The organism is Streptomyces sp. NPDC107454 (genome assembly GCF_055582885.1).
Genome location: NZ_JBVJPA010000026.1, coordinates 56,328 through 68,893, shown reverse-complemented (window position 1 = coordinate 68,893; position 12,566 = coordinate 56,328). Strand labels below are relative to the sequence as shown.

Here is a 12,566-nt window from a genome sequence, read left to right as displayed (position 1 = left end):
TGCCTCCTAGCGGACTGTTGCAGTAGATATTCACATCCTGGCTTCTTGAATAGAGCTAGTCAATAGATGAGTGGGCCAGCGGGGGCGTGGCGCGGGTGTTTGGCTGGGATGTATGGGCACAGACAGGGACACGACGGAGGATTCAGTGACCGATGGGGCGGCAGGAACCAGGGTGTCTTCGGCGGGGACGCCGTCGACCGGGATGTCTTCAGCGGCGGCGCCTTCGAGTGAGGCTTCGGGTGAGGCTCCGGCGGACGGGGCGTCTTCGGGTGAGGCGCCTTCGGCGGGCGGGGGCGAGTCCGGCTCCGATCGCGTGGCGCGGCGCGACGACGCCGTCCGGGCCGCCGTGGAGCATGGACTGCTGGGGCCCGAGGCCCCCATCATCGCCCTCCTCGACGTTCCCGGCATCAAGGCCTCGGTGGCGGAGCTGCGGGCCGCCTTCGACGCGGTGACGGCGCCGGGCACACCCGCGCTGCACGCCTTCGCGGTGAAGGCGACCCCGCTGGTGCCCGTACTGCGGCTGCTGCACGAGCAGGGCATCGGCGCGGAGGTCGCGAGCCCCGGCGAGCTCGCCCTCGCACGGGCGGCCGGAGTGCCACCCGCCGAGACCGTGCTCGACTCACCCGCCAAGACGATCGCCGAGCTGCGCGAGGCGCTGGCGCTGGGCATCGCCGTCAACGCGGACAATCCGCAGGAGCTGGACCGCATCGACGGCCTGGTGAGGGACCTGCCCCACGGGCAAAACGGCGGTCCCACGGGATCCCCGCACCCCCGCTCCCCCATCGGAATCCGGGTGAACCCGCAGGTCGGCGGGGGTTCCATCGAGGCGTTGTCCACGGCGACGGCGACCTCGAAGTTCGGGGTCGCGCTGCGCGACGAGGGTGCCCGGGAGTGGATCGTCCAGGCGTACGCCGACCGTCCGTGGCTGACCCGGCTGCACGCGCACACCGGATCGCAGGGCATCCCGCTCTCGCTGATGGCGCGGGGGATCGCGGAGACGTACGCACTCGCCGAGGAGATCAACCGGCGTGTCGGACGGCAGCAGATCGACACGCTCGACATCGGCGGCGGACTGCCGGTCAACTTCGACTCCGACGTCACGACGCCGACGTACGCGCAGTACGCACGGCTGCTCGCCGAGGCGGTGCCTGGGCTCTTCGACGGGCGGTACGGGCTGGTCACCGAGTTCGGGCGGTCGCTGCTGGCCAAGCACGGGACCGTGGTCGCGCGGGTCGAGTACGCGAAGTCCGCCGGAGGCCGGCCGGTCGCGGTGACGCACGCCGGGGTGCAGATCGCGACCCGCACGGTGTACGCGCCCGGGTCCTGGCCGCTGCGGATCGCCGCGTACGACGCGTTGGGGCGCCCCAAGGCGGGGCCGGACGTCGTCCAGGACATCGCGGGGCCCGCCTGTTTCGCGGGCGACCTGCTCGCCGAGGGGCGCGCTCTCCCGCTGCTCGAACAGGGCGACTACGCGGCGGCGTTGGACACGGGCGCCTACTACTTCGCCCACCATTACGCGTACAACTCCCTGGCCCGGCCGGGCGTTTACGGCTTCGCGTCGGTCGAGGGCGGCAACGGCAAAGGGGGTAGGGACGTGCGGTTCGCGGTCGTACGGGAACCGCAGGGCGTCGAGGAGATCGTCGCGGAGTCGGGCGGCGCGCGGCCGACGGCACTCACGGCGCTGTAGCCCCGGGCGCCCCGAAAGAGAACACGGCGTGCATGGCCTCGCCGCGCACCCCCGCGGACCTGCGAGCGCCCCCCTGGCGCGCCTTCACAACGCGCTGACCGGCATCCGAACAGCCTCAAGAGGACTGAAAATATGGTCAGTTGACCCACCTTAGTCACCGCGCGCATGTTCCACAGGAAAATGCCAGATCGCTCACCCGTCGCGCACACGTTGCGTAACTTCGGCGTCACTCGGCCGAACCCTTTGGCGGGAGGGGATACGTGGTGCCCGGAATCGACGAGTGCCTACTGGAAGCCATGCGACTGCCCGGTGCCCGGGGCGCCGCGGTGGTCGACTGGACCAGCGGGCTGGCCCTGGGCACGGTCGGGGACGCCCCGGGCGGTGACCACGAGACGACCGCGGCGGAGGCGGCCGAGCTCGCCCGGCTCGCCGCGGAGCACAAGGCGTTCGCCCCGTCCGACGGGTCCGACTGGTCCGAGCAGGAGACCCCGGTCGAGGACCTGATCGTCAGCAACCGTGACAGCTACCACCTGCTGCGGTTCGTCAGGACCACGTTCGACAGCAGCGTGTTCCTGCATCTGTGGCTGGACCGGGCGGACGGCAATCTCGCGCTGGCCCGGATCCGGCTCGGTGAGATGGCCGGACGGCTGGTACTGGGATGACGACGGTCAGAACACCGCCCGCACTCGAACTCGCCGTGCACAAGGACAGCGGCCAGGACCACGACCGCAACAACGACAAGAACAACAACACCAACAACAACGACAGGGCGGCGGTGCCCGTCGGCCTCTCGCCCATGCTCAGCCGACTCGCCGCCGAGCGGGCCACCGGCGTCCTGGTGCGCGAGCGCGGGGTGCTCTATCTCTGTGACGGAGAGGTCGTGCATGCCGAGAGCCCCGCCACCCCCTCGCTCGACGTGCTGCTCACCGCGCGCGGAGTGCTGGCGGCCGAGTCCTGGCGGGAGGCGGTCGCCGAGGCCGGGGCGCGGCGGCGGGTCGGGCGGTTCCTGGTCGAGCGCGGGCGGATCGCCGAGGGCGCGCTGGAGCTGTGCCATCTCGGGGCGCTGTACGACGCGGCGTACTTCGCGCTGGGGCCGAGCAGCACTCCGGCCCGGTTCCGGTACGGGGCCGCGCACTGGCTCGGTCCCGTGCGTCCCGTGCCCGTGGCCGCGGTGGAGCGTGAGACGCTGCGCCGTCGCCAGCTGCTGCACCGGGTCTGGCCCGACCCGGCGACGGACACCGCCCCGTTGGCACGCGCCCGGCGCGCCGCCGAGCCGTCGGTCCCCCTGCGCCAGTGGTCCGTGCTCGGCCGGGTGGACGGTCTGCGGACGGCGTCGGACATCTCGCTCGCCCTGGGGCGGCCCGCGTTCCACACCCTCGTCGACGTCCGCCGGCTGGCCGCGGCCGGGCTCGTCACGGCGGCGAACGCACCGGAGCGTGCGCCGTTGCCCAAGGTGCTCACCCAGTCTTCCGCCGATCCCGACGTCGCGTTGTTGCGCCGGCTCCGAGACGCGCTGGAGGCCCTGTGATCCGCGCGCTGCGACAGCGTGCCGAGAGGAGACTGCTGATGGCGGCGGAACCCGAAGTCCTCGACGAGCTGCACCGGTTGAGGGCCCGCGTGCCCCAGCTGACCGGTGCTCTGGCGGCCAGCGTCGACGGACTCGTACTCGCCCACGACACACCCGGAGTGGAGCCCGAGGGCGTGGCCGCGCTCACCGCGGCCGCACTGGGGGTGGCCGTGCGGATGGCGGACGCCACCGGGCAGGGCGAGTTCCGCGAGCTGCTGGTGCGCGGCGTCGACGGCTATGTGGCGACGTACGCGGCGGGCGGCTCCGCCGTGCTGACACTGCTGGCCCAGGACCGGGTCAACGTCGGCCGGCTGCATCTGGAGGGGCGCCGTTCCGGCACCCGGATCGGCGAGCTCGTGGAGGCCGCGACGGCACGCGGCGAACCGGTCGCCCCGGCGCGGGCTCCCACGCGGGCCGCCTCCATGCCGACGCGCACCCGTACGGCGCGCGGCACTCCCCGCACGCCCCCCACCCCCAACACCCCCACCGCATCGGAAAGCTGACCGAAAAGTCGGACCGAAGGACGGGCCGAAGAGTCGGGCCGAAAAGTCGGACCGACAAGCCGAAAGGAAGAACCACACGATGACCAACACCGAAACCGCGCTGAAGGAAGCACTCGCCTCGATCGAGGGCGCGACCGGAGCCGCCCTCGTCGACTACACCAGCGGAATGGCGCTGGGCACGATCGGTGGCAGCAAGGGCTTCGACCTCACCGTGGCGGCGGCGGGCAACACCGACGTCGTCCGCGCCAAGATCCGCACCATGGAGCACCTCGGACTGAAGGGCGAGATCGAGGACATCCTGATCACACTGTCCGACCAGTACCACCTGATCCGGCTGATCAAGGGGCGCGGCGGCAACGGGCTCTTCCTGTACCTGGTGCTCGACGCCAAGCGGTCCAACCTGGCGATGGCCCGGCACCAGCTGAAGAGGATCGAGGCGGACCTCGAGGTGTAGCGACCCCCTGTCGCCGCCTCGGGTCAGCGGCGTCGCGCTCCGCCGGGCGCGGCGTCGCCGGCCGCCACTCCGGTGGCCCGGCAGGCCTTGACCGGCTTTCCGGCGGGAGCCCCGGCGCGTCGGCCGAGCCAGTCGACGCGCACCCAGATCAGCGCCTCCTCGGCGCGTTCCCGGCGTCCGAGCCAGCCGGCCTTGAGCCACAGCCCGGCGCCCGCACCGGCGAGCAGCATGCCGCCCGCGGCCGGCACCGCGAAGGAGCTGCCGAGCGCGGCCACGAAGGCGAGCAGCAGCCACCAGCGATGGCCCCGGCGCCAGTTGCGTACCGTCACGGCCCGGTCCTGGAGCACGTCCTGCTTGCTCGCGCGTGCGGCCGAGCGGACGAGCGCGGCGTACCGCTTCCTGCGGGTGTACGCCACCACGACGGCCGCGAGGATGAACAGCGCGGCGCCGGCCATGACCCCGATCCTGCGTCCGGTCAGCCCCGGCATCAGCACCCCGATACCGGCCGCGAACACCCCGAACCACCACAGCGGTGCCGCCCCGGCTCTCACCACGACGGCCACCCGAGCGCGCCCCTGCCCTCCGCGCGCCACGTTCTCCGCCTCCCGTGCCCTGCGTCTTCAGCGTCTTTGGGCGCGCACGCTAACGAGCGAAGGTGAGACGAGTCTGAGAAGCGGGGCCACTCCACCGAACCGTGACTACTCCACGAACAGGCCCCTGGCCGCCGCCCGCGCGTCGAACTCCTCCAGCCGCGTCTGGGCGTCCGGGATGTCGTCGCACATCGCCTCCAGCAGGACGCGCCCCAGGAGCATCGGGGAGCAGGCCGTGTCGAAGGCGAGCCCGGTGCCGACGGCGGCGGGCAGGAGGAGGTCCGAGACCTTGGCGACCGGCGCGAACGCGGAGTCCGCGACCGTCACCACCGTCAGCCCGGCCTCCTTGGCGTAGGCGAGCGAGTCCACGACCTCGCGCGGGTGGCGGGGCAGCGCGAAGCAGAGCAGGGCGGTGGCTCCGGCGTGGACGGCCGCGTCGATGCGGTCGTGCAGCATGGTGCCGCCCTCGTGCAGCAGCCGTACGTCCGGGTGGACCTTGGCGGCGAAGTACGCGAAGCCGTACGCCTGGGAGGCGGCGGCGCGCAGTCCGAGCACCGGGAGCGGACGGGAGGCGGCGAGCAGCCGTCCCGCGCGCTGCACCGGGCGCGGGTCGGCGAGCACCTCGGCGAGGTGCTTCAGGTTCTCGATCTCGGCCTCGACGGCCTGCTGGTACTCGTTGTACGAGCCCGGGGCCGTCGTCTGTTCGGTGGGCGCGACCTCGCGCAGGTGCTTGCGCAGCGCCGGGTAGCCGTCGAAGCCGAGCGCGACCGCGAAGCGGGTGACGGAGGGCTGGCTGACCCCGGCGAGTTCGGCGAGTTCGACGCTGGAGAGGAACGGCACGTCGGCGGCGCTGCGCACCATGCTGTGCGCGATGCGCCGTTGGGTGGGCGTCAGCCGGTGCCCCTCGAAGAGCGCCTGCAGGCGCCCGGCGGGACTGTCCATCACGCTCTTGTCGGCATGCAGGCCGGCCTTCATGCCGGCATTCACGTCTGCCTTCATGCCGGCCTTCACGCCGGCTTTCGCCTCCGCGCTCACGTTCGCGCTCACGTCCGTGCTCCTGTCCACGCTCATGACTCGCTCCCCCTCCAGATGTCCGTGAACCGGTCGAGCAGCGCGGCGGCGGCCGTCACGTCGTCCGTCAGCGGCCGGTCGGCCTGGTCCAGGCCGAGCACGGACTCGGCCAGTTCCATCGCCCGTCCGACCGGCAGCTCCGGGTCGGGCCGCAGATCGCGCTGGCGCAGCGCCCGTACGGCGGAGACCAGTTCGCAGCCCACGACGAGACGGTAGGCACCGCACGCCCGCAGTGTCTGCCGTGCGGCGAGCGAGGCGAAGCTCGCCTGTTCCTCGACGCCCCGGGAGAGTACAGCGTGGCCGAGCGAGGCGGGCGCGGAGAAGGCGCGCAGGTCGCCGAGGGCGGCCGCGGCGGCGTACTCCAGGATCATCACGCCGGAGGACGCGGGCTCCTGGTCGGCGAGGAAGGGGCGCAGGCGGGTGTAGGCGGGTTCGTTGAGGGTGGAGAGCCGGGAGGTCGACAGCCGCGCCACCTGTGTGACGGCGAGCCTGAAGTGGTCGAGGGCGAGGGCCAGTTGGGCCTGGTAGAAGCCGCCGTGGTGGTACGCGGCCATGTCCTCGGGCGAGATGAGGGGGTTCTCGGCGGCGGCGTTGATCTCGACGGCCAGGACCTCTTCGAGGGCGTCCGCGGCGTCCTGCGCGGGCCCGTGGATCTGCGGGACGCACCGGAAGCCGTACGGGTCCTGGATCCGCCCGAGCGGCGGGGTGGGCCGGTCCGCCGCCCCGATCAACTCCCGCATCCGGCGCGCGACTTCGACCGAGCCCTTGTGCGGTCGCGCGGCGTGCACGGGCGCCGCGTACGCCTCGTGCGATCCGTCGACGGCCAGCAGGGACAGCGCGGCGACGACCTGGGTGGCCTCGATCAGCCTCCGCAGCTCGTCCAGGGCGAGCGCGGACTGTCCGAGGGTGAGGGCGTTGCTGCTGATGAGGGCGAGGGCGTCGTTGTTGTCGAGGGGCTGGGGTGCGGGAGGCCGGCCCTGTCCGACGGACGACACCTCCTCCCCGAAGGACGTCACCCTCTCCCCGAGACCGAGCGGCGACGGCCCCTGGGCCTGGACCGACGGAGCCTGTACCCGGGGCGGCGCGCCCTGCTCCGGCCCCCGCCAGGGATGCTCCCCCACCAGCGCCAGCCCCACCTGGGCCAGCGCCGCGATGTCCCCCGTACCCACCGACCCGAACTCGTTCACGACCGGGTACGCGCCGGTCTCCAGGGCCTCGCACAGCGCCGTGACGACGGTGGGCCGCAGGCCCGCTCCGCCCGCCAGGAGCTGGTTGGCGCGGACGGCGAGCATGGCCCGGACCTGGCGGGCGGGGAGCTCCTCGCCGATGGCACCGGCATGGCTGCGCAGCAGCCGCAGCCCGTGCTCGGCGGCGGCCTCGGTCGGCACGTCCTCGTTCCGGTTGGCGCCGACGCCGGTGGAGCGGCCGTAGACGCGACCGGTGGCGGCGATCTGCCGGGCGGCGTCCCAGGACTGCTCGACACGCTTCATCGCCTCGGTGCCGGGAACGGGCCGCGCGGCCCCGTCGGCGAGCCGCACGATGTCGGCGACACCGGTGCTGCACCCGTCGAGCACCACGAGACCGGCGGTGAGACCGGCCACCACCACACGCGACGTGTCCGCATTCCGAGACGACATAGAGCAAAAACTCCCCTCAATCCGGACATTGGATCTTGCCTGGTGGCCATAAGTAACCAGCGATTAACACCGGACCGTTGACAACCTATTCAGGTACAGAGAACTCTGCATGACGATATGCAGACCGGGCAAGGGACACCTCATGATCCAGTTCGACACGGTCCACAAGCGCTTCCCCAACGGCACCACCGCAGTCCACGACCTCTCTCTGGAGATGCCGGAAGGCGGCGTGACCGTCCTCGTCGGATCTTCCGGTTGCGGTAAGACCACCACCCTCCGGATGATCAACCGGATGGTCGATCCGACCTCCGGCACCATCCGCGTCGGCGGCAAGGACGTCCTCGAGCAGGACGCGGCCGAACTGCGCCGCTCCATCGGGTACGTCATCCAGCAGGCCGGCCTCTTCCCGCACCGCACGGTGCTCGACAACATCGCCACCGTGCCGCTGCTGCTGGGCTGGGGCCGCAAGAAGGCCAGGGCGCGGGCGGCCGAGCTCCTGGAGACCGTCGGCCTCGCCGCCGACGCGGGCAAGCGCTACCCGCACCAGCTCTCCGGCGGCCAGCAGCAGCGCGTCGGCGTGGCCCGCGCGCTCGCCGCCGACCCGCCCGTCCTGCTCATGGACGAGCCCTTCGGCGCGGTCGACCCGGTCGTCCGCACCCAGCTCCAGGACGAACTGCTCCGCCTCCAGAAGGAGCTCAGCAAGACCATCGTCTTCGTCACCCACGACATCGACGAGGCCGTGCGGCTCGGCGACCAGATCGCGATCTTCCGCACCGGCGGCCATCTGGTGCAGTGCGCGACCCCGGCCGACCTGCTCGCCCGCCCCGCGGACGACTTCGTCGCCGACTTCCTCGGCGCCGAGCGGGGCCTCAAGCTCCTCTCGCTCCAGCACCTCACCGACGTACCGCAGGGCCCGGCCCCCGAGGGCGGCGCCTGGACCCTCGTCCTCGACGAGGCCCGCAAGCCGCGGCACTGGCGGGCGACGGCGGACGGCGCCGAACTCCCCGTACGACCGCTCAGGGACACCGACTCCCTGCTGGCGGCGCTCAACGAGTCCATCGCCTCGCCCACCGGACTGGTGGCGCGTGTGGACGCCGACGGCGTGCTCACCGGCGTCACCTCCCGCGACGACATCCACGAGCACGCGAGCAAGGCGCACGGCACCCACGACACCGCGAGCGTGGCGATATGACCGTCGACTGGTCCTGGATAGGCGACCACACCCACGACCTCACCTCCCTCGCCCTCTCCCACCTCCAGGCCGCGCTGCTGGCCGTCTTCTTCGGCCTGCTGATCTCCCTCCCGCTGGCCGTCGTGGCCCACCGGGTGCGCGCCCTGCGCGGCGTGCTCCTCGGCCTCTCGAACGTCCTCTTCACGATCCCGTCGATCGCGATCTTCGTCCTCCTGCTCCCGGTGAGCGGCCTGACCCGCACCACCACGGTCATCGGCCTGACGGTCTACACCCTGGTCGTCCTGCTCCGGAACACGGTCGAGGGCCTCGACTCGGTCCCCGTGAAGACCAAGGAAGCCGCCAAGGCGATGGGCACCCGCCCGCTGCGGACCCTGCTCACCGTCGAACTCCCGCTCGCCCTCCCCGTGATCATGGCGGGCGTGCGGATCGCGACGGTCATGTCGATCTCCCTGGTCTCCGTCGCCACCTACATCGGCGACGGCGGACTCGGCCAGCTCTTCACGGACGGTTTCCAGCGCAACTTCCCGACGCCGGTGATCGTCGGCGTGGTCCTGACCCTGCTGCTCGCGCTGGTCGCGGACGCGCTGCTGGTCGCGATCCAGTACGTACTCACTCCGTGGACGAGGCGGCGAGCCTGACATGTACGAACTCTTCAAGAACCTCGCCAAGTGGCTGGTCAGCGGCGATCAGTGGGCCGGCACCGACGGCATCGCGCACCGGATCGCCGAGCACCTGGAGTACTCGCTCTTCGCCACCCTCATCGCGGCCGCGATCGCGCTCCCGCTCGGCCTGCTGATCGGGCACACCGGCAAGGGCGCCTTCCTCGCCATCAACCTGTCCTCCTTCGGCCGGGCGCTGCCGACCGTGGGCCTGGTCGTCCTGGTCTTCCTCGTCAGCGGACTGTCGCTGTGGTCGGTGTACGTGGCCCTCGTCGTCCTCGCGGTACCTGCCATCGTCACCAACACCTACGCCGGCATGAGCGCCGTCGACCCGGAGGTGAAGGACGCGGCGCGGGGCCAGGGCATGCGCGGCCACCAGGTCCTGTTCCAGGTCGAGATCCCGCTGGCCCTCCCCCTGATCATGACGGGCCTGCGCCTCTCCCTCATCCAGGTGGTGTCCACCGCCACGATCGCCGCGTACGTCAGCTTCGGCGGCCTCGGCCGGTACGTCTTCGACGGCCTGGCGCAGCGCGATCTCGTCCAGGTTCTCGGCGGGGCGGCGCTGGTCGCGATCGTCGCCGTCGTGCTCGACCTCGCGCTGGCCGGACTCCAGCGCTACCTGTTCCGTCACCGCCGTACCGCCGCCCACTGAGGAGCCGAAGAACCATGAACCGTAGGACTCTGCTCGGCGGCCTCTTCGCCGCGGCCACCGTCCCCGCCCTGGCCGCCTGCAGCAGCGGCATCACCTCCCTGGACAGTTCCGGCGGCGGCAGCGGCGGCGGCTCCGGATCCAGCGCCGGCGGTGTGACCATCGGCACCGCCAACTTCACCGAGAACCAGATCCTCGGCTACCTGTACGCGGGTGTGCTGGACGCCGCGGGCATCAAGACGAAGGTCCGCCCCAACCTCGGCTCACGCGAGATCGTCGTGCCCGCGCTGGAGGGCGGCGACATCGACCTCCTCCCCGAATACCAGGGCAGCCTGCTCCTGTACCTGGACGACAAGGCCACGGACACCGAGGCCGGCGCGATGCAGAACACGCTGACGACGGTGCTCCCCGGCGGCCTCGAGGTCCTCCCCTACGCGGCGGCCGAGGACCGCGACAGCTTCGCCGTCACCAAGGAGACGGCGGCCAAGTACGGTCTGACCTCCCTCGCCGACCTGCGCAAGGCCAACGGCAGACTGGTCCTGGGTGCCGCCGCCGAGATGAAGAAGCGGGTCGTCGGTGTCGTGGGCCTCAAGGACCGCTACGGGGTGGAGTTCAAGGAGTTCAAGTCCCTCGACTCCTCGGGCCCGTTGGTCAAGGGCGCCCTGAAGAAGGGCGACATCGACGTCGCCAACGTCTTCACCACGGACGTGGACGTCATCGAGAACGGCTGGGTCGTCCTCACCGACCCCCTCAACCTGATCCCTTCCCAGCACATCGTCCCCCTCATCGCCTCCCGCAAGGCCGACGCGAAGGTCCGCAAGGCGCTGGCCACCCTCGGCAACGTCCTCACCTCCGAGGAGCTGACCAAGCTCAACCGCCTGGTGGACAAGGAGAAGAAGGACCCGGACGCGGTCGCCAACGCCTGGCTGAAAGCCCAGAAACTGACCTGAACCCCTCCCTCGGGGCGGCGCCCCGCATCGCCCGTCTGCCCGTTTGGTTCGGCTGCGGGCGGGTGGGGGCTGGGCGCGCAGTTCCCCGCGCCCCTTGAGGGCGCTGGCGCGCATCTTTCAGCCCGTCCGACGTTGGAGGACGAGGCCGTTCAGGCCGATGCGGGGGGTCAGGGGGCGGAGCCCCATGGGGGTCCAGGGGGCGGAGCCCCGCGGGGGTCGGCGCGCGGAGCCCCCGGTGAGGTGCAGGGGCGACAGCCCCGCGAGGGACGGCGCGCGGAGCCCCCGGTGGAGTGCAGGGGCGACAGCCCCGCGAGGGTCGGCGCGCGGAGCCCCCGGTGGGGTCGAAGGGGCGGAGCCCCTGGGGATGGGACGGGTAGGGGCGGCGGGGGCGAGGAAGCCGTGGGCTACACCCGGACCGCTGAGCCCCGCTCACTCATCCTCGGCGCACAAAGGATCCGCTTCTTACGGACCCGCTTCCCCTCGATCGCCGCGACCGTCAAGCGTGCGGCCTCCGCGGCGATCTCCGGCAGCCCCCAGTCCACCGTGGTCAGCGGCGGGGTGAGAACCCGGGACACGGGGTGGTCGTCGAAGCCGACCACCGAGACGTCCCGGCCGACGGACAGCGACGCCTCGGCCGCGGCGGCGTACACCCCGTACGCCAGCGAGTCGGAGAAGCAGAAGACGGCGGTCGCGGGCCGGGGCCCGTCCAGAAGACGGCGGGCGACAACCGTGGCCTCGCCCAACTCCTGCGGACACGGAACCAGTTCGGCACGCAGCCCGAGCCGCTCGGCGGCCTCGCGGACGTACACGTCGGCGGGCCGGTCGGGCGTGCTCGGCCGGGTCGGCGTCAGCACGGTCACCCGGCGGTGGCCGAGCCCATACAGATATTCCAGGACGGAGTCGATGCCGGCCCGGTTGTCGAAGATGACCTGCCCGGCGGTACGGGCCGTACTGAGCGAGTCCCCGACGGCCACCACCGGCAACGCGTCGGCGATCGCCGCCCACTCCTCGGCCGAGGGGTTCACCGGCGACACCAGCAACGCGTCGACACGCTGGTCGCGCAGCTGCTTGGCGAGCTTCAGCTCACGGTCGGGGTCACCGCCCGCGTCGAGGATCAGCGCGTAGCGGTCGCCGGCAAGCAGCTCCCGGCCGATGGCGGCCATCAGCTGCTGCTGCCAGAGGTCCTGAAGGTCGCCCGCGAGGACACCGACCATGCTGGTGCGCCCGCTGGCGAGGGCGCGGGCGATGGGATCGGCCTCGTAGCCGAGCTCGGCGGCGGCCTTGCGCACCCGTTCCTCGGTCTCCTTCGAGACGTGCTTGCCACGCAGGGCGTAGGAGACGGCGGCGGTGGAGAGACCAGTGGCCTCGGCCACCTCCCGGAGGGTGGTGCGCTTATTGGGCCTGGCCATGCCGGGAAGCCTACCGGGACACGTCCACATTGTGAGCGCAAGGCCCGGCCGACCCCTGGCCGATCTCCAGCCGATCCTCCGGCCGACCCCCCACCCCCACCCGCACCCCGCCCCCACCCCTTCCGCACCCCGCTCCCGTCCGGCCCGCCCGCCCGCTTGACGCCCCCTTGTTAACCGCTTAAGTTAATCGCATCACTG

13 protein-coding genes are annotated in these 12,566 nt (G+C 71.9%); 9 read left to right on the top strand and 4 right to left on the bottom strand.

Features of this window, described 5'->3' with window-relative positions; genetic code table 11:
* The first annotated feature begins 202 nt into the window (after positions 1 to 202).
* From ACZ69M_RS45515 to ACZ69M_RS45495, 5 genes are all read left to right on the top strand, one after another.
* The gene (locus tag ACZ69M_RS45515; protein ID WP_470059564.1) at positions 203 to 1,687 is read left to right on the top strand and encodes a type III PLP-dependent enzyme domain-containing protein; all 1,485 of its coding nucleotides are present in this window, start codon (positions 203 to 205) and stop codon (positions 1,685 to 1,687) included.
* A 263-nt stretch (positions 1,688 to 1,950) separates the two neighbouring features.
* Positions 1,951 to 2,349, top strand: a complete 399-nt coding sequence (locus ACZ69M_RS45510) for a hypothetical protein (protein ID WP_054236907.1) — start codon at positions 1,951 to 1,953, stop codon at positions 2,347 to 2,349.
* Positions 2,350 to 2,483: 134 nt separating this feature from the next.
* Positions 2,484 to 3,215: a transcriptional regulator gene (locus ACZ69M_RS45505; protein WP_470059642.1), complete on the top strand. Its 732-nt coding sequence runs from the start codon at positions 2,484 to 2,486 to the stop codon at positions 3,213 to 3,215.
* Positions 3,216 to 3,253: 38 nt separating this feature from the next.
* Positions 3,254 to 3,757, top strand: a complete 504-nt coding sequence (locus ACZ69M_RS45500; RefSeq protein WP_470059562.1) for a roadblock/LC7 domain-containing protein — start codon at positions 3,254 to 3,256, stop codon at positions 3,755 to 3,757.
* 79 nt (positions 3,758 to 3,836) lie between these two features.
* Positions 3,837 to 4,211, top strand: a complete 375-nt coding sequence (locus tag ACZ69M_RS45495) for a roadblock/LC7 domain-containing protein (protein ID WP_054231414.1) — start codon at positions 3,837 to 3,839, stop codon at positions 4,209 to 4,211.
* 23 nt (positions 4,212 to 4,234) lie between these two features.
* On the opposite strand, the gene ACZ69M_RS45490 is transcribed toward ACZ69M_RS45495, so the two are convergent.
* From ACZ69M_RS45490 to ACZ69M_RS45480, 3 genes are all read right to left on the bottom strand, one after another.
* Positions 4,235 to 4,804: a hypothetical protein gene (locus tag ACZ69M_RS45490; RefSeq protein WP_470059560.1), complete on the bottom strand. Its 570-nt coding sequence runs from the start codon at positions 4,802 to 4,804 to the stop codon at positions 4,235 to 4,237.
* Positions 4,805 to 4,909: 105 nt separating this feature from the next.
* A complete protein-coding gene (locus tag ACZ69M_RS45485; protein WP_470059640.1) occupies positions 4,910 to 5,776 on the bottom strand; it encodes a MurR/RpiR family transcriptional regulator in 867 nt (288 codons plus the stop codon).
* A 92-nt stretch (positions 5,777 to 5,868) separates the two neighbouring features.
* Complete coding sequence (locus ACZ69M_RS45480; RefSeq protein WP_470059558.1) at positions 5,869 to 7,509, bottom strand: aromatic amino acid ammonia-lyase; 1,641 nt, start codon at positions 7,507 to 7,509, stop codon at positions 5,869 to 5,871.
* Between the two features lie 142 nt (positions 7,510 to 7,651).
* On the opposite strand from ACZ69M_RS45480, the gene ACZ69M_RS45475 reads away from it, so the two are divergent.
* The 4 genes from ACZ69M_RS45475 to ACZ69M_RS45460 are packed head-to-tail and all read left to right on the top strand — an operon-like array spanning position 7,652 to position 10,959.
* A complete protein-coding gene (locus ACZ69M_RS45475; RefSeq protein ID WP_470059556.1) occupies positions 7,652 to 8,701 on the top strand; it encodes an ABC transporter ATP-binding protein in 1,050 nt (349 codons plus the stop codon).
* Positions 8,698 to 9,339 carry an ABC transporter permease gene (locus ACZ69M_RS45470; RefSeq protein ID WP_099922288.1) on the top strand — a complete coding sequence of 214 codons (642 nt, stop codon included), beginning with the start codon at positions 8,698 to 8,700 and terminating at the stop codon, positions 9,337 to 9,339. The genes ACZ69M_RS45475 and ACZ69M_RS45470 overlap by 4 nt, the downstream gene beginning before the upstream one ends.
* Position 9,340: 1 nt before the next feature.
* Complete coding sequence (locus ACZ69M_RS45465; protein ID WP_075027332.1) at positions 9,341 to 10,012, top strand: ABC transporter permease; 672 nt, start codon at positions 9,341 to 9,343, stop codon at positions 10,010 to 10,012.
* Between the two features lie 14 nt (positions 10,013 to 10,026).
* Positions 10,027 to 10,959 carry an ABC transporter substrate-binding protein gene (locus ACZ69M_RS45460; protein ID WP_470059553.1) on the top strand — a complete coding sequence of 311 codons (933 nt, stop codon included), beginning with the start codon at positions 10,027 to 10,029 and terminating at the stop codon, positions 10,957 to 10,959.
* Between the two features lie 404 nt (positions 10,960 to 11,363).
* Here ACZ69M_RS45460 and ACZ69M_RS45455 read toward each other — a convergent pair whose 3' ends face one another.
* On the bottom strand, positions 11,364 to 12,368 hold the full coding sequence (locus tag ACZ69M_RS45455; RefSeq protein ID WP_054231407.1) for a LacI family DNA-binding transcriptional regulator: 1,005 nt from the start codon (positions 12,366 to 12,368) through the stop codon (positions 11,364 to 11,366).
* Positions 12,369 to 12,566: the final 198 nt, after the last annotated feature.

Excerpts from the sequence above, each read along its gene's own strand:
- ACZ69M_RS45470 (WP_099922288.1), top strand. The coding sequence starts at position 8,698 with ATGACCGTCGACTGGTCCTGGATAGGCGACCACACCCACGACCTCACC.
- ACZ69M_RS45460 (WP_470059553.1), top strand. The coding sequence starts at position 10,027 with ATGAACCGTAGGACTCTGCTCGGCGGCCTCTTCGCCGCGGCCACCGTC.
- ACZ69M_RS45465 (WP_075027332.1), top strand. The coding sequence starts at position 9,341 with ATGTACGAACTCTTCAAGAACCTCGCCAAGTGGCTGGTCAGCGGCGAT.
- ACZ69M_RS45480 (WP_470059558.1), bottom strand. The coding sequence starts at position 7,509 with ATGTCGTCTCGGAATGCGGACACGTCGCGTGTGGTGGTGGCCGGTCTC.
- ACZ69M_RS45475 (WP_470059556.1), top strand. The coding sequence starts at position 7,652 with ATGATCCAGTTCGACACGGTCCACAAGCGCTTCCCCAACGGCACCACC.
- ACZ69M_RS45505 (WP_470059642.1), top strand. The coding sequence starts at position 2,484 with ATGCTCAGCCGACTCGCCGCCGAGCGGGCCACCGGCGTCCTGGTGCGC.
- ACZ69M_RS45495 (WP_054231414.1), top strand. The coding sequence starts at position 3,837 with ATGACCAACACCGAAACCGCGCTGAAGGAAGCACTCGCCTCGATCGAG.
- ACZ69M_RS45485 (WP_470059640.1), bottom strand. The coding sequence starts at position 5,776 with ATGAAGGCCGGCCTGCATGCCGACAAGAGCGTGATGGACAGTCCCGCC.
- ACZ69M_RS45500 (WP_470059562.1), top strand. The coding sequence starts at position 3,254 with ATGGCGGCGGAACCCGAAGTCCTCGACGAGCTGCACCGGTTGAGGGCC.
- ACZ69M_RS45515 (WP_470059564.1), top strand. The coding sequence starts at position 203 with ATGTCTTCAGCGGCGGCGCCTTCGAGTGAGGCTTCGGGTGAGGCTCCG.
- ACZ69M_RS45455 (WP_054231407.1), bottom strand. The coding sequence starts at position 12,368 with ATGGCCAGGCCCAATAAGCGCACCACCCTCCGGGAGGTGGCCGAGGCC.